The organism is Phyllobacterium sp. T2-21, assembly GCF_055378485.1.
The window spans coordinates 2,812,124-2,831,773 of sequence record NZ_AP027912.1; the positions used below are offsets into that span (position 1 = coordinate 2,812,124).

Here is a 19,650-nt window from a genome sequence, read left to right on the forward strand (position 1 = left end):
TGCTGAGGAAAAAATTGCAGGGCGAACCGGCAAAATGGCCCGGAAACCGCAAAAACAGGCTAGGCCGTGAACGGAGGACCGGCGCCGCATGATGGCGCGTGTGTGACGAGCCTTGCGCATATCGCGGCCGGGCGATAGCAGTATATGCGGAAATCTCGCTCCTGCGAATGAAGCGCTTAAGCCAACGTAAGGACGCTCAAGTATGCTCACTGTCTATGGCGAAGGTCGTGGGTTCCGTGTCGTTTGGCTGCTCGAGGAATTGGGAGTGGCGTATCGGCTGCGCCCGGTCGATCTGCTCACTGTCGGAAATGATCCCGATTTTCTTGCCATCAACCCCGCCGGCTTTATCCCGGCGCTACAGGACGGCGAGACGATCATGGTCGAATCGATCGCGATCCTCGAATACCTGCTCGCCCGCCACGGCCCGAGCCCGCTCGCCGTCGCCCCGGATGATCCGGCTTTCGCCGCCTATCTGCAATTCCTCCATCTGGGAGAGGCTGGGCTCGCTGAACCAATGAATGCCGTCTTCGTTGGTCGCGCGCTCGCGCCCGAAGCGGAGCGAAATGCCAGGGTCACAAGCTGGGCCCTGGAGACCTTTCATAGCCGGCTGGGATTGGTCATCCGGCGTCTCGCAGATCGCCCGTTTCTCGCTGGCGACCAGTTCACCGCTGCTGACATTTCAGTGAGCTACGCTCTCCTGCTTGGTCTGCGCACCGGCAACTATACCCCGGGTTCAGTCGAGCGTGCCTATCTCGCCCGCACGACGGCACGCCCCGCATACGCCCGAGCGATGGATATCTGCCAAGCAACCAAAGCTTGGGCGGAGCGATCACCGACGTTGTAGTGCCAAGTCGTGAATCCATGAAAGGGATTTGCACGGGCGGCGTACCGCGTGTCGATGACCGGCGGGCCCATGAGGTTACGGCCCAATCAGCGGCGACGGCGATCAATTTCCCGGGCTTGCTCCCGCGTTATCCCGATATCGTCGAGCAGATGATCGCTGAGCTTGCTGACCCTCGGATCGCCCGCCCGTTCTCCGCGATAACGCAGATAGATGTTCCAGATAGCCGTCGCGGCGGTTTTGACGAATGCCGCAAACCCTCCGCCGCTACGCGCTTGTAGTAGACCAGTCGTCTCTATATGGGACATGATAAATCTCCTATGGATGGTTTGTGAGCAAGCAATCGAGCGTCATGGTCGTGAACCGCTTGAGCGGTGCGATGCTGCCTTCCGTCTTCATGCGGACCAGTGCCCCTTCATAGGCATCGATCAGAAAGGCTGCCGTCTCGTCGGGATCGAGATGCGCGGGCAATTCGCCCTGTGCGCGCGCCTGCCGCAGAACCGTCTGGAAATCGCGTTGCCACGCGGCGAAAGCCCGGTGCAGTTCCTGCCTGAGGACGTCGCTATGGGCGGCAATCGATTGGGCGAGATTACCGAGCAGGCAGCCGCCAATCGGATTCTCCCGGGCGAACTCCTGCTCATAATATTCGAAATAGGCACGCAGGCGTTTGAGCGGCGTCTGGCTTTCATCGCCCAGGATCCGCGTCCGGACGATCTGGTTGCCCTCGGTGTAAAAGCCGAGGACCGCAGAGGCAAATTCCTCCTTGCTGGCGAAGAAATGATAGAACGACCCCTTCGGCACGCCAGCCGATTTGAGCACGGGGCCGATGCCCGCCCCTTCATAGCCATGCGAAAGCAGGGCTTTCAGCCCTTCCTCAATCAGCACTGCGCGTGTGTCGATCTTTGCCATTCCGGCAGAATAGACCAGTCGTCTAGTAAAGTCAAACATCCGCACGATGCGCATAAAAGCAAAAAGGCCTGCCGGTCGGCAGGCCTTGTGCACCCCTCGTGGAAAACGGGGCGAAAATTACCGATGCCGGCCCGTAGCAGCAGCCCGAAGGAACCGCCGGTCGACAGGCTCGTTGTGCGTCACCGCGTCGGGCGAAGCATCTGCCAATCTGCGCAGGTTGCGCTCGCTTTCAAATTGCATCACCGACAATGCAATGCCGACGGAGGGCTTGCAGCGCCCATGCAGGGATGCCACCAGAATTTCGCGGCAAGAGAAAAAAGTGCCCAGATCACAGTTGGAGAGATAGGCGTCGACGGCGGCCCGCGCATTCAGAAACGCCGATTTCCAGACTTCCATGATCTCGCTGTGCAGGGCGACCGCTAGCCGCCATCGCTCGAGACGCTCAGCCGCATTGGCGGCACTGTGGTACGAATCCAGACGCAGGCGCAACGCATCGCAGAGCGCGGCCAGCGGTCCGATCTCCTGTTGAATGACCGCTTCCGCACCCTGGATCAGTTTTGCGGTTTCCGGATGGGCATCTATGGGTTGGGATTTATCCCAATTGCTCGGCATAGTGGTCGATTCCCTCGAAAATGGAGGCACTTGAGGAGGCGTTTTCCTATGCGATGCGAAGTCCTGTCACGCGGGCAGGACCAGAATTTCACCGCATGTACCGGTTCGATTTACTGGCATTCCGACTGTGGTTGTGCGATCAGCCTCTGCAGGATTGAAAACAGTTCGTACTTGTCCAAACTGTCATCGTCCTCCAGCAGAAGAGAACAGATATGCTGTGCCTTCGCCGCAAATTCTTCCAGCGTTTTTGCCGGATACCTCAACATGGCAACGCGCGCACGATGTTCCGCGTCGGTTGCCGCCGCCAGGCGCCGGTCTGACGATGCGTTGTCCTGTTCGGAGTCCGCACGATCGGTGCATGTCCGGACAATCCATTGCAATTCACGTCTGGAATGCCTGTGCCATTCAAGCACAGTTGCAATCGAAGCAACGCGTTCGGTCGGATCAACCCGGACACCATCGATGGTAATGATAGCCAAAGTCACGCCGCATACCCTCTCAATGCAACTCAATGCACCGTTTCGCGTTTCGGTCGGAACACTATGCGGTTATGTCCAGAAAAATAGGGACAACCCTGTCCCTATTTTGCGCTTTGCATAAATCGCACTACTCTGTAGACGCAACTGCTGTAATTTGAACAGAGTGGCGTGCAACTGTTGGTACGCGTGAGAGCGATGTCGGAACAAACGTCCAAGCATACACATGTGCTGGTCATTGAAGATCAACACCTCATGAGGCTGGCCCTGATCCATGAATTGCAGGCAGCATTGCCTGCATCCATTGTTCACGGCGCGGCCAATGTCACCATTGCGCTGGACCTGCTGGAGTCACATCAGTTCGACCTTGTGGTCATTGACCCCGGCATGCCCGGCTATGACCCCAAATCGCAGGACGACCGCCTGGACGTTGTACAAGTCATCCTCGATCTTTCACCGGACGCAATCCATTTTGTCGTCACGGGTTCCGATACGGATGAAGAATGGGAACATTGTCAGAAACTTGGCGTGGTTGGCTACCTGGCCAAGAACAATATAAGGCCCGGAGCCCTCGTAGACGTTCTGCAGGAGGTTGCAGAACGGGGCTACAGCGTGAGGTTGTCCAACGAAACAACGGCTCCACCGGAATTTTACCATTCCGGCCTCACGCCGCGTGAACAGGAAATACTCGGCTGGATGCGACAAAGACCGTCGGGGATCAGCCGCAAGGAAATATACGAACAGCTTGGGGAACGCTTTGATATAGACGCGGCATCGGCAGAAAAATACTACAAGCGAGCACGCGCAAAGCTTTTAAAAACCGGGCTCCTACCAAAGGGGTTATAATGGGGTTGGCTCTGGACATTAAAAAAACTGAAGAATCGATGGCAAAGGCAGTGTCGGAAGAACCCTTCCCTGCCGCCATCTCCAACGAAGACAAAGGCGCATCGCGCGCCTGGAAATATCTTGCATTCTTTTTCGCGGCACTCTGGATCGGTTCGCCGCTCTGGTACGGCGCGGCATTCGCCAATGACGACCCTGCGGTCATTCAAATGCAGGATACGTCAGGCAAGCCTCTGGGGACCTTTACCCAGGAGCAGCTGAGGCAGCAGTTTCCCATGCATGATCTGGTCACGGAAACGCCTTGGACCAACGGTGCAAAGGTGCATTTTCGCGGCCCTTCCCTGCAGGAAATGATTGCGAAATACAAAATCGGCGACAAAGCCAATCTCGAAGTTGCTGCATTCGACAATTTCATTGTAAAAGTCACGATGGAAGAAGTTGTTGAATTTGCGCCCATCATCGCAATCGAGAGAGCTTGTACCGATGCCGACAAGCAAAGCGGAGCCTGCACCAAGGATCAGGATTTCAGACCGTTGTCGCTCGATGATGGTGGCCCGTTCTATATTGTCTGGCCACTCTCCAAGCTTCCGAAAGCTTACGTCCCAGCACGCAACACCATATGGGTTTGGTTTGTTACCTCGATCCGTCCGGTTGACTGAACATGAAGCTGGATAAGTACCTCGATCCGCTCTTCTACATCATTCTGATCAGCGCAGCTTTGGTGTGTTGCTGGTCATTCATCCGGGCGGACACGTATCGTATCCAGTCAAACGAAATCATGAGCCAGAGCTTCGAGGTCCAGGTCCGGGCTTCGCAGGCGCGCGAAAAGATTGCCAGCATCAAGGGTTACCTGACGCTGGCAACCCGGACAGGTGAAGTCGAGCCGCGCCTGCTGTCGGAGGTCACGCTCATGAACTTCAACCTCAAATCGCTGCAGCAGCTGGACTATGCCGACCGGTTCCTCGATGCACCCGATATTGCGGCCCTGCAAAAGACGATCTCGACGGTGGATACCGTACTGGTTCCGCAGATCAAGGCGGGAAACCAGTTCGACAAGGCACTGAAAACCATACAGACAATCGAAACGGACATTTTTCGCACTGCCGGTTCGACACTGGCTCACAGCATCACCCTTCAGGGAACCGCGACAATTGCCGCGGACGTCGCCAGAAACAAGCTCCTCGGCGCCGCCGGCGCACTTATCCTGGTGGGATTGCTCATGCATCAGCGCAGCCTTCTGGCGCGGCGCAAGGATCAGCATATCCGCTCTTTCTCCACCCTGTTTGCCCACATGACCCGGACGCGGATTGCCGCCCTGCGCCTTTTTCTCGGCTATGTCGGCAACAACGCCATTCCGTCCTCTGAAATGACCGCGGCGGCCCGCAACACCATTGCCGAGCTTGAAAGCATCAATGAGGGATTGATGATGATCGGGCACTCCAAGACGCAGTTCCGCAAGGTGCCATTGGGCGAATTGCTTGCGGACATCGTGTCGAAGAGCGCGGTCAACCTGCAGCTGGACATCGATCAGGCCGCGCGCAATTCGCTTATTCCGGCATCGCAATTCCACCTGATCATCGATGAACTTGTCCGCAATGCGATCAATGCCGTCGCTACCCGCGCCACCCCTGTCATTGCCATCAAGGCCAGTATCCACCGGCGCTTTCTGCAGCGCCCGCGGCTGATACTGGTCGTTGCCGACAACGGCATCGGCATGAGCCCGTCGACGCTTGCCAAGGCCAAGGAGCCGTTCTTTTCAACCAAGGCAGGCGTTCATCTTGGTCTCGGACTGACCAACTGCATGGAACTGGTGAAAACCATGGCCGGCAAGTTCAAAATCACCTCGACGCCCGATGTCGGAACCACCGTGCGCATCAGTTACGCCCTGGACAGTTAGGGTGCTGGCCATTTCCGAACAGAATAATTCGAATTAAACACAAGCGGGCATGGCTTTCTTCATTTGTTTCGGGCTTGAATACCGGTGCTTTCAACCGGCCCGGCAAATCAGATGAACATCTACACTCTATGGATGACCAAATTCGGCGCGCTCTCGCCCTTGAGACAGGTCGCGATCATGGTTGGCATGGCCACCATATCATCAGATATTTTGGCTGCTCTGGCCTTTTTCGTGATTGGCCTGCAGACGCCCTATCGCGTTGTCGGCGTCACCACCGTCATCGTTGTGCTGGTCAGCCTCCCGCTTGGCGCATTCCTTATCGGCCTGAACTTCAAGCTGAAGCAGCTGGCCGCACAGCTTGATCTGGAATCCCGCCGTGACGATCTGACCGGGCTTCTCAACCGGGCGGAATTCTATCTGCAGACGCAGCGCTTGTTTCTCGCGTCAAGGCCCATGGACAGTGCCGGGGCCCTCCTCTACATCGACGCCGATCATTTCAAGGCAATCAACGACCGGTTTGGCCATGCCACCGGCGACGAGGTCATCCATGAGATCGGCCAGGTGATCAAGGCGAACATCGGCGGACGGGATTTGGCGGCGCGGATCGGCGGCGAGGAATTTACCGTATTTCTGACCGATGCGGATCTTGGCCGGGCCAACTGGATCTCGCATAAAATCCTCATTGCAGCCCGCACCATCGGCAGGGAACTGGAACTCGACAGAACGCCAACCACCGTCAGCATCGGCATTGCCCTGCATGAACCCGGACAATCGCTCGAGGAAACCTTGGCGGTGGCGGACAAATATCTCTATTCAGCCAAGCATCAGGGCCGCAACCGCGTGGTTTACGGCTAGGGCATTTTCGTCCGGTTCAGGTGTTCCCTTTGCAGATTTTTGGTGCGTGGTTCGTGGTTCGACAAGCTCACCATGAGGGAGTTGGGTGGGCTGCAATGCTCATCGCAGAGGTTGCAGAGTATAACTGCCTGCAATCCTCACCCCTCCTCATGGTGAGCTTCCTGAGCTTGTCGAAGGGCGAACCACGCACCAGAGGTTTTGCAGCCATCAACACAAACTGGCACCCTAACCCCTTTCACCTGCAGAACTTTCCCACTATGGTCCGCGATGAGACCGGTCGAAACGGATCGGTCTTGGGGCTCGTAACCCCTCCGCAAGCGGTCGGTGTCGACCGCAAAGGCACCTCCTCAGCCCTATGGCCGGGGGGGCCTCGGCGTATGTCCAGAGCTTCGGCTTAAAGGCCGTGGCGGTCGTCTTGCGGCGGCTTACGAACCTCCCGGTCACCAGAGGCCAAACCTCGGGTGACCACTTTCCTCGCGAAACAAGGGAGTGCACATGGACAATTACAATTTCTGGCAGGATTTGTTTGATACGTACCAGTCGCTATCCGACTGGCTCAAAATTCTGTGGCTGATCGTCCCGCCGGCCTTCGTGCTGGGGCTCGTCGCCTTAACGCTGCGCTTTCGCATCGAGAGCAGGAAGGTGGAAAGACGTTTTGACGGCGAGCTTGTCTATTCCATCCACCGCGATGCGGATAACCGCGTTCACATTCTCCGGCATGGTCCGGGCGCGGGGGAAAGTCCCGCACTGCTCCTGCCCGATCCGGCAGGCACGGAAAAAGCGAAAGACCGCAGCCGATAGGCTCAAAAGGAAAAAGCGGGACATTCATCCCGCTTTTTGTTTTGGTCTGCCGTGATCAGCCCTTCAGGCGGGAATTGCAGAGGCTGTAATAGCCGCCGCCCTTCTGGATCCACTTGAGGCCGCCAAGCGTGTTGTTCTGCTTGTTGGCGTAATACTGCTCAAGGCACGTCTGCATACGGGCCTTGCCGGCGCTTTCGGTGGAATATTTGCTGGAAACGGCGCTCGGGAAAACAACACCCTTTGGAGCAGCGGTCGTGGCTGCCGGCGGTTCATCCTTGTAGGTCGCCGTCTGCGGTGTTGGTGCCGTCTCATCGGCGGCAGCAGGAGCAGCGGCAGCTGTTGCACCGGCGGCGCACTGTGCCTTGCGGAAATCATTCCACTTCATGCCGCCAAGTGTACCGGCGGTTTTCGCAGCCTGATACTTGGCACTGCAGTCCTTCATGCTCAGGCCCGTGGCTGTCGCAGCCGGTGCGGCTGCAGCGGCTGGCGCGGCGGCCTTGGGTGCTGCGGCTGTCGCCTTGGCAGCGGGCTTGGTCGTGGCAGCAGGAGCCGCCGGCGCTGCTGCAGCGGCCGGTGAAGCATCGGCGCACTGGGTCTTACGGAAGTCGTTCCACTTCACGTTGCCGAGCGTACCGGCTGTTTTGGCCGCCTGATATTTGACACTGCATTCCTTCGCGGTCAGTGCGTAGGCTGGCACAACCGTAAATGATGCCGCGCCAATAATTCCGGCGAGTATGAGATTCCGAGTGATAGTCATTTTTGAACTCCCTCAATTTCAACAGTGCAGATTCAGAAACTGTCACCAACTACAGGTTTCCCCAGAACCCATAGTCTTCCCATGTGATGAAATGATTATGGCTTAAATTGGAGAAGTAACCAACCAGAATCGTTCGGGGAAAATATTCACCAAACATGACAAATTATTACAAGATTTCAAATGATTACGAACGAGTTTTGTTAAAATACTACTTTATCAAACATGTCCGGCAAATAACAAGAAAATGGCCGGAGAAAAAGCAATCGGACCAGATCGAAAGAATCGCCTGCGAATAACCGTCCGCAGGTGCGCAGATCAATCTGCAGTTGCTGAATGGATCCTTGCCGCCAAGACACATTTATGCGGCATTTACGCAGCACGGTCTTTCGTTGTTATATGGGATAAACGCCTAATCTCCGGAAAAACTGTTTCATCAAGGACGCCGCATTGCCCATCTCCTCGCCCCGCCCGCTGCCGGTTTTCACCTTCCGCAACTATAGCGTGGCAGAATTGTGGGCCGATGGCGTCGTCCACATAGCGGGTGTCACGCTGGCAATCGTCGGATCGATTCTACTGCTTGCCTTTGTTCCGGAGGAAGCAACCGCCGGCGCCTATGCGGCAACCGCCATCTATCTGGCGACCCTCGTTCTCTCCATGGCCCTGTCGGCGATGTACAACATATGGCCGATTTCCCCGACCAAGGGGTTTCTGCGGCGCTTTGACCATTCGGCCATCTATCTGCTGATCGCCGGTACCTATACCCCCCTCATGGCCAAGAGCGGCACATGGTGGCTCCTGTCCATCGTCTGGTCGATTGCCATAGCCGGCGTCCTGTTGAAGCTGTTGATGCCCAACAGGTTCGACAGGCTTTCCATTGTTCTCTATCTCGCCCTGGGATGGAGCGGCGTTGCCGCCTATCAGGAACTGACGATTGCCCTGTCCGCCACGGTCTTGTGGCTGATCCTCGCCGGCGGCCTCGTCTACTCCTTCGGCGTCATCTTTCATGTGCTGGAACGGCTGCCCTTTCACAATGCGATATGGCACGGCTTCGTTCTGACGGCGGCAAGCATTCACTTTGCCGCCATATGCACGGCGGTCGCCTGAGTCCGCCCGGCACACTCCTGCCATTCCGGTGATAAATGCTGACATATCAGGCTTGAGACATAGCCTGAAATAGGACAAGCTCACGGGCGAACGAAAAGCTGCAAATTTTTCGTTGCATGATCTTTTCGCGAAAATAAATGCCCGGACCGATCACTGTAATCGTGATTAAAAGGTCGCCTCAACTCGGGATATGCAAAGGGAACGAAAAGAATGTCTACCAGCAAAACCTTTCTCGGCGTGGCGCTTGCTCTGGCGCTTTCTCTCGGATCTGCCAGTGCGCAGGTCGTTGTTTCTTCCAAGATCGATACCGAAGGCGGTGTCCTCGGCAACATTATCCTGGCCGTTCTCAACGCGAATAGGATTCCAACCACCGATCGCATCCAACTGGGCGCCACCCCGATCGTGCGCAAGGCGATCACGGCCAAGGAAATCGACATCTATCCCGAATATACCGGCAATGCCGCGTTCTTCTTCGAGAAGGCCGATGATCCAGCCTGGAAAGACGCGGCCAAGGCCTATCAGACCGCCAAGAAACTCGACTACGATGCCAACAAGATCGTCTGGCTGACACCCTCGCCCGCCAACAATACCTGGGCCATCGCCCTGCGCAAGGAAGTGGCGGACGCGGAAAAGCTGGCAACCCTTTCCGACTTCGGCAAATATGTCACCAAGGGCGGAACGGTGGTGCTTGCCGCCTCCTCCGAATTCGTCAATTCGGCTGCCGCCCTGCCGGCGTTCCAGACAACCTATGGCTTCAAGCTGAAGCCCGAACAATTGATCACCCTCTCCGGCGGCGATACCGCTGCGACCATTGCCGCTGCGGCCAACAAGACCAACGGTGCCAATGCAGCCATGGTTTACGGCACCGATGGCGGCATTGCGCCGTCCGGGCTTGTGGTGTTGCAGGATGACAAGGGTGTTCAACCGGTCTACCAGCCGGCGCCGATCATTCGCGAAGCGGTTCTGAAGGAACATCCGCAGATCGAAGCCCTGCTGAAGCCAGTGTTCGAAAAGCTCGATCTTGTCACGCTGCAGGAACTCAACGGCCGCGTACAGGTTGGCGGTGAACCGGCAAAGGCCGTTGCGGAAGACTTTCTGAAGAAAAACGGCTTCCTCAAGTAAATCCGCTCTTTGCCGGAATAGGGTGCGCCAATCGGAATCTCACCCTGTTCCGGCGAAAAGGAGGCCATGCCGTGCGTCTGGACAAACTCGGTGTCGCGATTGCCCTGATCGCCGGATATGCCGTGGCGGCGGCACCCTTCGCCACGTTCCGTGCCAACCGGATCGTCGCCGGTGAACCGCAAACGCTGTTGGCGGCCTTGCCCTCCTGGGCGGGCCCCACGCTTCTGGCGGTCATTGCAGCAGCCGTTCTCGTTGGATTGTTCCGCACCCCCTCGACACTGCGGCTCGCAGCCAGCTTTGCCGCCTTGGCCGCCCTCCTCCTGTTGATCGGCACGGCGGCCGACCATCTGACACCGCCTGGCAACACCTATGCGCGCGTGTCTCCCGCATCGGGCTTCTGGCTGCTGCTCTTTGCCTTCGCCCTGCTTGCGGCGGATGCCCTGACGCGTCTGCGCCCGACACCGCCGTTCCGCATCCTTGTCCTGGTTCTGGCCGGGGCCTTCCTCGGCTTTGTCCTGTTCACCGGCAGCTGGGACAAGTTGTCGATTCTCAAGGAATACAGCGCCCGCGCCGACAGTTTCTGGGCGGAGGCCAGCAAGCACGTGACGCTGGCGCTCGGCTCGCTCGCCGCTGCCGTGATCGTCGGCATACCGCTTGGCGTCCTGTGTCACCGGGTGCAGAAGCTGCGCGCCGCCGTTCTCAATGTCCTCAACATTGTCCAGACCATCCCGTCCATCGCTCTGTTCGGCATTTTGATCGCCCCGCTCGGCTGGATCGCGGCACACGTGCCGGGTGCTGCGGAAATCGGCATCAAGGGCATCGGCATGGCACCCGCCTTCGTCGCGCTGTTTCTCTATTCCCTGCTGCCGGTGGTGGCCAACACGGTGGTCGGTCTGGCCGGCGTGCCGCCACAGGCCAATGACGCCGCGCGCGGTGTCGGCATGACGGAATGGCAGCGCCTGTTCCGGGTGGAATTTCCCCTGGCCTTTCCCGTGATCCTGACCGGCGTGCGCATCGTCCTTGTGCAGAATATCGGCCTTGCCACCATCGCCGCGTTGATTGGCGGCGGCGGTTTCGGTGTCTTCGTGTTTCAGGGCATCGGCCAGACCGCCATGGACCTGGTTCTGCTCGGGGCCGTTCCCACCGTGCTTCTCGCCTTTGCCGCAGCCATCATTCTCGACGCGGCGGTCGAACTCAGTTCCCCCTTTCACTCAAGGACATCCGCATGATTGAAATCGAGAACATCACCAAGCGCTATGGTGCTGCAACGGTCGTCAATGACGTCTCGCTGGTCGTCCAGCCGCGAACGATCACCGTCATCGTCGGCACGTCGGGCTCGGGCAAGACAACGCTGATGCGCATGATCAACAGGCTGGTCGAACCGACAGCGGGGGTGATCAAGCTCGATGGCGAGGACAACCGCACCCTCCCCGGATACGAACTGCGCCGCCGCATCGGTTACGCCATTCAGGGGCATGGCCTTTTCCCGCACCGCACCGTGGCGCAGAACATCGCCGTCGTTCCCGAGCTTCTCGGCTGGGACAAGGCCAGGATCGATGCCCGCGTGCGTGAACTGCTTGCCCTGTTCCAGCTCGACCCGGAAACATTCGGCCCGCGCTATCCGCATGAACTCTCCGGCGGCCAGCAGCAGCGCATCGGCGTTGCCCGGGCGCTGGCAGCCGAACCCAATGTCCTGCTGATGGATGAGCCCTTTGGCGCGCTCGATCCCGTCATACGCTCGAAGGCGCAGGAGGACCTGCTTGCCATCCAGAAACGGTTCGGCACCACGATCATCCTCGTCACGCATGATATGGAGGAAGCGATCCATCTCGGCCACAAGATCGCGGTGATGGATGGGGGCAACCTGCTGCAATATGCGACGCCAGCCGAAATTCTCGCCAATCCCGCAACGGATTTCGTCGCGACGCTGGTCGGCACCGGCGACCGGCCGTTCCGCTTTCTGTCTCTAAGCCCTGCGGGTGATGCGGTGGAACCCGGCACAGCCGAGGGCGAAGCCATTCCGGCCTCCGCCACCCAGCGCGACGCCCTGGCCGAGCTTCTCTGGTCGGGCCGCCCCGCTTTGCCTGTCGTCAACGAGGCCGGAAAAGCCATCGGCCGGGTCACCGTCGATGGCCTGGTCAAGCGGGCATCGAGGCCCGCCGCATGAAACTGCGCCTGCCCACTATTCTGCGCATCGGCATTCTGGCGCTGCTGATCGTGTTTCTCCTGCGGCCCGATTGGTTTGAGCCCATCTTTCGCCCGCTGACGCAGAACAATGCTCCGGTGATCTACAATCAGGGCAGCCTGCTGACCCTGACGCTGCTCCACCTGCGCACCGTTGCCATTGCAACGGCGGGCGCGACCATTGTGGCCGTCGCGCTGGCCATTCTGGTCACGCGCCCCTTCGGCGCGGAGTTTCTGCCGCTGTCCCGCAGTCTGGTGAACATCGGCCAGACATTTCCGCCCGTGGCCGTGCTCGCGCTTGCCGTCCCCGCCGTCGGCTTTGGTGAAAAGCCCACGCTGATCGCGCTGTTTCTCTACGGATTGCTGCCGATCTTCGAGAACTCGCTGACCGGCCTGACCACCCTGCCGCCGACCGTCACCGATGCGGCGCGCGGCGTCGGCATGACCGGCTGGCAGCGGCTTGTCAAAGTCGAGCTGCCGCTGGCGATGCCGATCATTCTTGCCGGCATACGCCTCTCCGTGACGATCAATCTGGCGACGGCCACCATCGGCTCCACGGTTGCCGCCAAAACGCTGGGCGAAGTGATCATTGCCGGGCTGCAATCCAACAACCTTTCCTTTGTCCTGCAGGGCGGCCTGATCGTCGGCGTTCTCGCCGTCATGATCTATGACGGATTGTCGGCGATGGAACGTTTCATTTCGCGGCGCATGGGCCTTCTCCAGCAAAGCTGACCACCCCATATGCAAACGAGCCACAGACTGTTCCCCTCACAGGCAGGATTGTAAAAGGATATGCGATGAGCACGACACGCAAGCTGCATCTTGGCGCCTTCATGCGGCCCGTCAGCATCCATACCGGCGCATGGCGGTATCCCGGTGCCTATGCCGATGCCAACTTCAATTTCACCCACCTCAAACGTTTTGCCCAGACCTTGGAGCGCGGCAAGTTCGACGCCTTCTTCATGGCCGACCATCTGGCCGTCTTGAACATGCCGGTGGAAGCGCTGAAGCGCAGCCACACCGTGACATCCTTCGAACCGTTCACCCTGCTTGCCGCGCTAGCGGGCGCCACCGAGCATATCGGGCTGATCGCCACCGCTTCGACGACCTTTGACGAGCCCTATCACATCGCCCGCCGCTTCGCCTCGCTCGACCATATCAGCGGCGGACGTGCGGGCTGGAACATCGTCACCACCTCCAATCCCGATGCCGCGCTCAATTTCGGGCTGGAAGATCACATGGAGCATGATGAGCGCTACCGCCGCGCCCGGGAATTCTTCGATGTGGTTACGGGCCTGTGGGACAGTTTTGCCGATGATGCCTTTATCCGCGATGCGGAGAGCGGCATCTATTTCGACCCGGAGCGCATGCACGTCCTCGACCACAAGGGCGAATTCCTCTCGGTGCGCGGCCCGCTCAACATCGCCCGTCCTGTGCAGGGCTGGCCGGTCATCGTGCAGGCGGGCTCATCGGAGCCGGGGCGCCAGCTTGCGGCCGAAACCGCCGAACTGGTCTTTGCCGCGCCAGCCCGTCTTGCCGATGGTCAAAGCCTCTATGCCGATATCAGGGCCCGCATGGATAAAATCGGACGCCCGCGCGATCAGTTGAAAATTCTCCCCGCTGCCTTTGTCGTGGTGGGCGATACGGTTGAAGAAGCCAAGGCAAAGCGCGCGCATCTCGACAGCCTCGTGCATTATGCCAACGCCGTCGGCTCCCTGTCGATTGCGCTTGGCCATGATGCCTCAGGTTTCGATCCCGATGGGCCGTTGCCCGAGATCACCGACACCAATGCCAGCAAGAGCAGCCTCGAACGCGCGGTCAATCTGGCGCGGCGGGAGAACCTGACGGTGCGCCAGCTGGCACAGCGGCTCGGCGGCTATGCCGGTCTCGCCTTCGTCGGCACGCCGGAAACCATCGCCGACGAGATGCAGCAATGGCTTGAGGAGGAAGGCTCCGACGGTTTCAACGTCATGTTCCCCTATCTGCCGGAAGGTCTTGATGATTTTGTCGAAAAGGTCGTGCCGGAACTGCAGCGGCGCGGCGTTTTCCGCACCGAGTATGAAGGCAGGACGCTGCGCGACAATCTTGGCCTGCAGCGCCCCGCCAACCGCTTTTTCTAAATGCGGTGATCGAGCCGCTTGACCAGCCTGTCGCCCACCCACTGAATGCCGCAGACGAGGACAATCAGCACGATCACCACGGCAATCATGATCGAGGTTTCAAAGCGCTGGTAACCGTAGCGGATGGCCAGATCACCGAGCCCGCCGGCACCGATGGCACCGGCCATGGCCGATGCGCCGATCAGGGTGACCAGCGTTACCGTGAACCCGGCAACGATGCCCGGCAGCGCTTCGGGCACCAGCACTTCGCGGATGATCGTCCAGCGGTTGCCGCCCATGGCGCGTGCCGCCTCGATCAGCCCGCGATCGACTTCCCGCAGCGACACCTCGGCAATGCGGGCATAATAGGGCGTCGCGCCGATGGACAGCGGCACGATGGCCGCCCACGTGCCGATGGACGTTCCGACGATGAGCCGCGTCACCGGGATCAGCGCCACCAGCAGGATGATGAAGGGCACGGACCGGAAGGCGTTGACGACAGCACCGAGCACGCTGTTGACCCAGGGATTGGGTGCAATGCCGCCACGGTCCGTTGCCACGAGAGCGAGGCCCAGCGGCAAACCGGCGGCCAGCGAGATCAGACCGGAGGCGCCGGTCATGACAAGCGTTTCCCAGATGGATTGAACGAGAAGATCAAGCATGACCGGTGACATAGCCGAGCACCTCCACACGGGCCGAACGGGCCTCGAGAAATTGAATGAATGTCTGGACGGCACCGGCGGGTGCTGCCGGAACCGCAAGATAAAGCCGGGCAACCGCCTGGTCCTGCACATGATCGACACCGCCATGCAGCAGGCGGAACGGCCGTGGCAGCTCGGCCAGCAAGGTGCCCTGCGCCGCCGCACCGGCGAGATCGACGCCCAGCACGGCTTCGCCGCCGGGTTCCGGCGATAGGGCATCGGCGATATGTGCCGGAAGCTGCGGGCGAATACCTGCCAGCAGGCTTTTGGTGATATCCGTCTGCGGATCGGCGAACACCGACCAGACGGGCCCCTCTTCGACGATCTTTCCGGCGTCGATGACCGCCACACGGTCCCCGATGGAGCGGACCACCTCCATCTCATGCGTAATCAGCAGAATGGTGAGCCCAAGCTTGCGGTTGATATCCTTAAGCAGCGCAAGAATCGAACGGGTCGTCTCGGGATCAAGCGCGGATGTCGCTTCGTCCGAAAGCAGCAGCGCCGGGCGCGCCGCCAGCGCCCGCGCAATGCCGACGCGCTGCTTTTGCCCGCCGGACAGGGAGGACGGATAGGCCTTTGCCTTGTCGGAAAGGCCGACAAGGTCGAGCAGTTCGCGCGCGCGGTTGAGACGTTCCGCCCTCGGCCGGCCCTCGATCTTCAGCGGCAGCGCCACATTTTCTTCCACCGTCTTGGCCGACAGCAGGTTGAAATGCTGGAAGATCATGCCGATACGGCGGCGGAAGGGCTGCAGCTCCCGCTCGCTGAGCCCGGTGATCTGCCGGCCCTCGACAAAAATGGCGCCGGATTCCGGCCGTTCCAGCCCGTTGAGGCAGCGGATCAGCGTCGACTTCCCCGCACCGCTGCGCCCGATGATGCCGAGGATTTCACCCTTGCGGACGGTCAGGGACACACCGTCCAAAGCCGGTGTGTCCCCAAAATGCCGTTTGACATTCTCAAGCCGCACGACAGCGTCGGCAAGCGGCGTATCGGCTATGATTGCACCCGTCTGGCCGGGAACGGAGACATGCGAGTTCATATGTTTTCCTCTTGGAGGGATGCCGCAACGACACCCGCCTCAACCGGGAAAGCGGCCCGCGGCATACATCGATGCTGCGAACCGCTTTGTCGTGATTGCTTGCAAGATCAACCGGTTATCAGTAGGCGCTAATACCTGTTCCCTTGTACACCTTGTCGAATTCAGCCTTGACCTTGTCGTTCTGATAGGAGGACACGAGGGTTTTCACCCATGGCTCCTTCTCCTGCCCGGCCTTCACGGCAATGAAGTTGCGGTAAGGATTGTCGGCAATCTTTTCCTGGGCGATACGGTTTGCCGGTGTCAGGCCGCTCTTCAGCGCCCAATCCGTATTGACCACGGCTGCGTCGAGATCTTCGACCGAACGGCCGACGATACCGGCGTCGAGTTCCTTGATTTTCACCTTCTTCGGGTTCTCGGCAATGTCAGCAATGGTGGCGAGAATGCCCGTGCCGGGCTTGAGCTTGATGACGCCCTGGTCTTCCAGCACCCGCAGGGCGCGGCCTTCATTCGATGGGTCATTCGGCACACCGATCACGGCGCCTTGCGGCAGTTCGGCGATTTTGCTGAACTTCTTGGAATAGAGGCCGATGGGCCAGACGCCGGTGTAGCCGACCGGAACAATGTGGTAGCCCTGCGTCTTGATCTGGTTGTCGAGATAGGGCTTGTGCTGGAATGCATTGGCGTCGAGATCGCCACGTTCCAGCGCTTCGTTCGGCTGGGTGTAGTCATTGAAAACGACCGTCTGGATTTTCAGGCCGTTCTTGGCCGCTTCCGCCGTCACGACTTTCCAGACATCTTCGTCCTCACCGCTGATGATGCCGACCTTGATGGCCTTGTCAGCCGCCTGGGATGGCTGTGGCGCGGTGAAGCTGGCAATGGCGATGGCCGAAGCCACCAGCGCAAACAGGCCCGCGCGCCGCGTGATTTTCCCGTTGTTTCCGAGATTTTCTATGGTTTTTGTCATGTGCTGGCCCCCGTAGGCAGTGTGAATAGCGAAAAGAGAAACGTCTTGTTTCGTCCCGGATATTCGCGAATGCACACGGATTGAGCGAGGGATGGCTATCTTTTGTGCAGAGCAGCAGGCGAAAAACCTTTCAACAATTGCCGCAACCGGAGCTAGAATTTTCCACAATGTGGAATACATCCGGGTTTTGCCGCGAAATGAATCTGCCAGCGGGTTTTGCATGGCGCACCGCCGCCAGAAAATATATGCCTTTGAGCATCCTGCCCCGCTACCCCCGCAAACCTGTTACAGAGGGATATTTCCCATGAGCCGCATTTCCCCGATCGTTTATGAACACGCTGCACCGGATGTTCGCGCGGAGCATGACCGCGAGCTGCAGTTGCGCGGACGCATGACCAATATGAAGCGCATCATGCTGCATTCACCCGTCGCCCACCGCATCTATGCCGAATGGTTCACCTTGCGCGACCTGCTGCGCCCGGCCCTGCCGGATCGCGCCATCTGGCTTCTGTCGCTCGCCATCGCGCAGGCAAGCCATGCGGATGTGCCCGTTACCTTTTTCCGCCGCGCCCTGATCGATTCCGGCCTGCAGCCCGAGACCATCGTCCCGGATGCGGATGAAACGGTGCTGATGGACTTCGGCAAGGCCGTCGTTGCCGATGCCAATGCGGTACCCGAGAGGCTGTGGAGCAAATTGGCCGCGCGTTATGACGAGCCGACGCTGGTCAATCTCGTCGCCTTTGCCGGCATCATGATCGCCACGGCGGTCTTCACCAATGTGGTGGAGGTGGAGCTTGATCCGGAGCTGCATTCCTACAGGGCATGAGCGGATTGCCATATCCGCGACCCCGGCCGTCATCTGGTCGGGATCGCAAATGATGCAGTGCGATTAAAGGGTTACAGGTCTTTCATCACGTCCGGACAGGCTCGCCAGGCCAAGCGTGGCAACGGCCGCGACGGCTGCAAACACCGCAACAGGCCAAAAGCTCGCCTCGGGAAGCAGGACCACAGCCAGCGTCCCAGCAGCCCCGACAATCACACTTTGGATGAAATAGTAGATGGCTGTCGCCGTTCCTGCTATATCGCCAAAGTCGCGCAAAGCCCCGTTTGCCGCAACGGCGGATGTCAATGATATGGCGCACGCGATGATCCACATTGGCACCATGAACGTTGCAATAGAGATTGGCAGGACCATCTGCCCAGCAATCAGCAACACCGCGCCGGCCAGGAACAATGCCATGCCCCTGACCAGACATCCCTGTTGGCCCCAACGCCGGACAAATACACCGCCGAAGCGGCTGCACACGATCATGACAAGGGCAACGGTTGCAAAGACGAGGCTGAACATGGTCGAGGACAAGCCAAGCGCCTGCATGAGAATACGCGGCGCCGTCGAGAAATAGGTGAAGAATGTCCCCATGGCCGTGCTGAAACCCATTGTATAGGTCCAGAACGTGACTCTGGAGAACACCCTGCCAAAACTGCCTTGGAGTGTCGCCGGATGTGTCTGTACCGGACATGTTTCGGGCCACCGCAGAAGCGCATGCAGCCCGGACAAAACAGCAAGGCCGGCAAGCAGCCAGAAAACGGCCCGCCAACCGAACATATGGTCAACCAGCGCGCCGATCATGGGTGCAAAAGCCGGGACGAAGGCCAGCATGGAGCCGAACAGGCCATAGATGATGGCGCCTTCCGGCCGCGCCGCATAGACGTCGCGGACTGTGGCAAAGGTTGCCACCAGGGCCGCCGCTCCGCCCGCCGACTGGAGAACCCGCAGCGCTATGAAAACGCCGGCCGAACTGGTCATGGCCAATCCGGCGGAGGCAAGCGCGAACAGAAGCGCCCCGCCGAGCAGGACGGGCCTGCGTCCGATTCGGTCGGCCAGCGGGCCGAACAGCAATTGCCCGCAGCCAAGAACGATCATGTACAGGCTGAGTGTCAGCTGGATCGTTGCCGGTGTGGTTCGGAGAACCGCGGGCATGCGGACGACGACGGGCAGATAGATATCCATGCCCAGCGAAGCGAGCAGGTCAAAGGGAGCCATCAGCAGCAAGGCCGCCGGCAGCGAATAAGTCCAAACTTTGGGGTAAAGCATAACAAAAAATCCCACGCGAACAGGAAAGTTCGGCGGCGATCATTGATCCCAACGCAAGAAGCATGGTGAGAGCTTTGAATGCCGCAACAACGGTTGAAAACGGTTGTTACGGCCTAGCGGGTTGCGAGCGTGGTGGCTTTCATCGTCGGTGCAGCTCTCGGTTGAAGCGCCGATATAGAGCCGTGATGGGCGAGCGTCAAGCAACTGCAAACATGGCCGTTTCATGGAAAAAAATTAATGTTGATGCACACAAAGAAAACACGGTCGATCAATATTCTGTGACTCGAGCAATGTTGGCATGACGTATAGCACCGCGCATCTCATTGATTTGCAAGGGCTTGGCGAAATGCAAGC

The 19,650-nt window shown here is 59.2% G+C and carries 22 protein-coding genes; 13 read left to right on the plus strand and 9 right to left on the minus strand.

From position 1 onward, the window contains the following. Positions 1-202: 202 nt before the first annotated feature. Positions 203-844, plus strand: coding sequence for a glutathione S-transferase family protein (locus ACZ5FP_RS14150; protein ID WP_464660863.1), 642 nt, complete (start codon positions 203-205; stop codon positions 842-844). 86 nt (positions 845-930) lie between these two features. Here ACZ5FP_RS14150 and ACZ5FP_RS14155 read toward each other — a convergent pair whose 3' ends face one another. The 4 genes from ACZ5FP_RS14155 to ACZ5FP_RS14170 all read right to left on the minus strand — a co-directional run bounded on the left by ACZ5FP_RS14155 (position 931) and on the right by ACZ5FP_RS14170 (position 2,847). Beyond that, complete coding sequence (locus ACZ5FP_RS14155) at positions 931-1,149, minus strand: YjiS-like domain-containing protein (protein WP_464660864.1); 219 nt, start codon at positions 1,147-1,149, stop codon at positions 931-933. A gap of 10 nt (positions 1,150-1,159) precedes the next feature. Beyond that, complete coding sequence (locus tag ACZ5FP_RS14160) at positions 1,160-1,789, minus strand: TetR/AcrR family transcriptional regulator (RefSeq protein WP_464660866.1); 630 nt, start codon at positions 1,787-1,789, stop codon at positions 1,160-1,162. Positions 1,790-1,867: 78 nt separating this feature from the next. After that, positions 1,868-2,362, minus strand: coding sequence for a hypothetical protein (locus tag ACZ5FP_RS14165; RefSeq protein WP_464660868.1), 495 nt, complete (start codon positions 2,360-2,362; stop codon positions 1,868-1,870). A 110-nt stretch (positions 2,363-2,472) separates the two neighbouring features. Continuing rightward, positions 2,473-2,847 carry a hypothetical protein gene (locus ACZ5FP_RS14170; RefSeq protein ID WP_223613031.1) on the minus strand — a complete coding sequence of 125 codons (375 nt, stop codon included), beginning with the start codon at positions 2,845-2,847 and terminating at the stop codon, positions 2,473-2,475. A 189-nt stretch (positions 2,848-3,036) separates the two neighbouring features. Between ACZ5FP_RS14170 and ACZ5FP_RS14175 the strand changes: the two genes are divergently transcribed. The 5 genes from ACZ5FP_RS14175 (at position 3,037) to ACZ5FP_RS14195 (ending at position 7,234) form a co-directional block, all read left to right on the plus strand. Continuing rightward, positions 3,037-3,684, plus strand: coding sequence for a response regulator transcription factor (locus tag ACZ5FP_RS14175; protein WP_288193163.1), 648 nt, complete (start codon positions 3,037-3,039; stop codon positions 3,682-3,684). Continuing rightward, positions 3,684-4,340: a hypothetical protein gene (locus ACZ5FP_RS14180; RefSeq protein WP_464660870.1), complete on the plus strand. Its 657-nt coding sequence runs from the start codon at positions 3,684-3,686 to the stop codon at positions 4,338-4,340. Before ACZ5FP_RS14175 ends, ACZ5FP_RS14180 begins: the two co-directional genes overlap by 1 nt. Positions 4,341-4,342: 2 nt before the next feature. Beyond that, the gene (locus ACZ5FP_RS14185; protein WP_223613028.1) at positions 4,343-5,578 is read left to right on the plus strand and encodes a sensor histidine kinase; all 1,236 of its coding nucleotides are present in this window, start codon (positions 4,343-4,345) and stop codon (positions 5,576-5,578) included. A 111-nt stretch (positions 5,579-5,689) separates the two neighbouring features. Next, a complete protein-coding gene (locus ACZ5FP_RS14190; protein WP_464660873.1) occupies positions 5,690-6,433 on the plus strand; it encodes a GGDEF domain-containing protein in 744 nt (247 codons plus the stop codon). A 495-nt stretch (positions 6,434-6,928) separates the two neighbouring features. Continuing rightward, positions 6,929-7,234 carry a hypothetical protein gene (locus ACZ5FP_RS14195; RefSeq protein ID WP_464660875.1) on the plus strand — a complete coding sequence of 102 codons (306 nt, stop codon included), beginning with the start codon at positions 6,929-6,931 and terminating at the stop codon, positions 7,232-7,234. A gap of 55 nt (positions 7,235-7,289) precedes the next feature. On the opposite strand, the gene ACZ5FP_RS14200 is transcribed toward ACZ5FP_RS14195, so the two are convergent. Further along, the gene (locus tag ACZ5FP_RS14200) at positions 7,290-7,991 is read right to left on the minus strand and encodes an antifreeze protein (RefSeq protein ID WP_464660876.1); all 702 of its coding nucleotides are present in this window, start codon (positions 7,989-7,991) and stop codon (positions 7,290-7,292) included. Positions 7,992-8,444: 453 nt separating this feature from the next. On the opposite strand from ACZ5FP_RS14200, the gene trhA reads away from it, so the two are divergent. The 6 genes from trhA to ACZ5FP_RS14230 all read left to right on the plus strand — a co-directional run bounded on the left by trhA (position 8,445) and on the right by ACZ5FP_RS14230 (position 14,521). Further along, positions 8,445-9,095, plus strand: coding sequence for a PAQR family membrane homeostasis protein TrhA (trhA, locus tag ACZ5FP_RS14205; RefSeq protein ID WP_464663279.1), 651 nt, complete (start codon positions 8,445-8,447; stop codon positions 9,093-9,095). A 210-nt stretch (positions 9,096-9,305) separates the two neighbouring features. Further along, positions 9,306-10,217: a glycine betaine ABC transporter substrate-binding protein OsmF gene (osmF, locus tag ACZ5FP_RS14210; RefSeq protein ID WP_464660877.1), complete on the plus strand. Its 912-nt coding sequence runs from the start codon at positions 9,306-9,308 to the stop codon at positions 10,215-10,217. 71 nt (positions 10,218-10,288) lie between these two features. Next, positions 10,289-11,446, plus strand: a complete 1,158-nt coding sequence (locus ACZ5FP_RS14215) for an ABC transporter permease (protein ID WP_464660879.1) — start codon at positions 10,289-10,291, stop codon at positions 11,444-11,446. Continuing rightward, positions 11,443-12,384: an ABC transporter ATP-binding protein gene (locus tag ACZ5FP_RS14220; RefSeq protein ID WP_403175904.1), complete on the plus strand. Its 942-nt coding sequence runs from the start codon at positions 11,443-11,445 to the stop codon at positions 12,382-12,384. Before ACZ5FP_RS14215 ends, ACZ5FP_RS14220 begins: the two co-directional genes overlap by 4 nt. Beyond that, positions 12,381-13,133 carry an ABC transporter permease gene (locus tag ACZ5FP_RS14225; RefSeq protein WP_223613021.1) on the plus strand — a complete coding sequence of 251 codons (753 nt, stop codon included), beginning with the start codon at positions 12,381-12,383 and terminating at the stop codon, positions 13,131-13,133. Before ACZ5FP_RS14220 ends, ACZ5FP_RS14225 begins: the two co-directional genes overlap by 4 nt. A gap of 65 nt (positions 13,134-13,198) precedes the next feature. After that, positions 13,199-14,521 carry an LLM class flavin-dependent oxidoreductase gene (locus ACZ5FP_RS14230; RefSeq protein ID WP_464660882.1) on the plus strand — a complete coding sequence of 441 codons (1,323 nt, stop codon included), beginning with the start codon at positions 13,199-13,201 and terminating at the stop codon, positions 14,519-14,521. Here the strand turns inward: ACZ5FP_RS14230 and ACZ5FP_RS14235 are convergent. The 3 genes from ACZ5FP_RS14235 to ACZ5FP_RS14245 form a co-directional block, all read right to left on the minus strand. Then, complete coding sequence (locus ACZ5FP_RS14235; protein WP_464660884.1) at positions 14,518-15,174, minus strand: methionine ABC transporter permease; 657 nt, start codon at positions 15,172-15,174, stop codon at positions 14,518-14,520. The genes ACZ5FP_RS14230 and ACZ5FP_RS14235 overlap by 4 nt on opposite strands. Continuing rightward, the gene (locus tag ACZ5FP_RS14240) at positions 15,155-16,237 is read right to left on the minus strand and encodes a methionine ABC transporter ATP-binding protein (RefSeq protein ID WP_464660886.1); all 1,083 of its coding nucleotides are present in this window, start codon (positions 16,235-16,237) and stop codon (positions 15,155-15,157) included. The genes ACZ5FP_RS14235 and ACZ5FP_RS14240 overlap by 20 nt, the downstream gene beginning before the upstream one ends. A 118-nt stretch (positions 16,238-16,355) precedes the next feature. Then, the gene (locus ACZ5FP_RS14245; protein ID WP_464660888.1) at positions 16,356-17,201 is read right to left on the minus strand and encodes a MetQ/NlpA family lipoprotein; all 846 of its coding nucleotides are present in this window, start codon (positions 17,199-17,201) and stop codon (positions 16,356-16,358) included. Between the two features lie 304 nt (positions 17,202-17,505). Between ACZ5FP_RS14245 and ACZ5FP_RS14250 the strand changes: the two genes are divergently transcribed. Further along, complete coding sequence (locus ACZ5FP_RS14250; RefSeq protein ID WP_464660889.1) at positions 17,506-18,027, plus strand: hypothetical protein; 522 nt, start codon at positions 17,506-17,508, stop codon at positions 18,025-18,027. A gap of 63 nt (positions 18,028-18,090) precedes the next feature. Here ACZ5FP_RS14250 and cml read toward each other — a convergent pair whose 3' ends face one another. Beyond that, positions 18,091-19,296, minus strand: a complete 1,206-nt coding sequence (gene cml, locus ACZ5FP_RS14255) for a CmlA/FloR family chloramphenicol efflux MFS transporter (RefSeq protein WP_464660891.1) — start codon at positions 19,294-19,296, stop codon at positions 18,091-18,093. Positions 19,297-19,650: the final 354 nt, after the last annotated feature.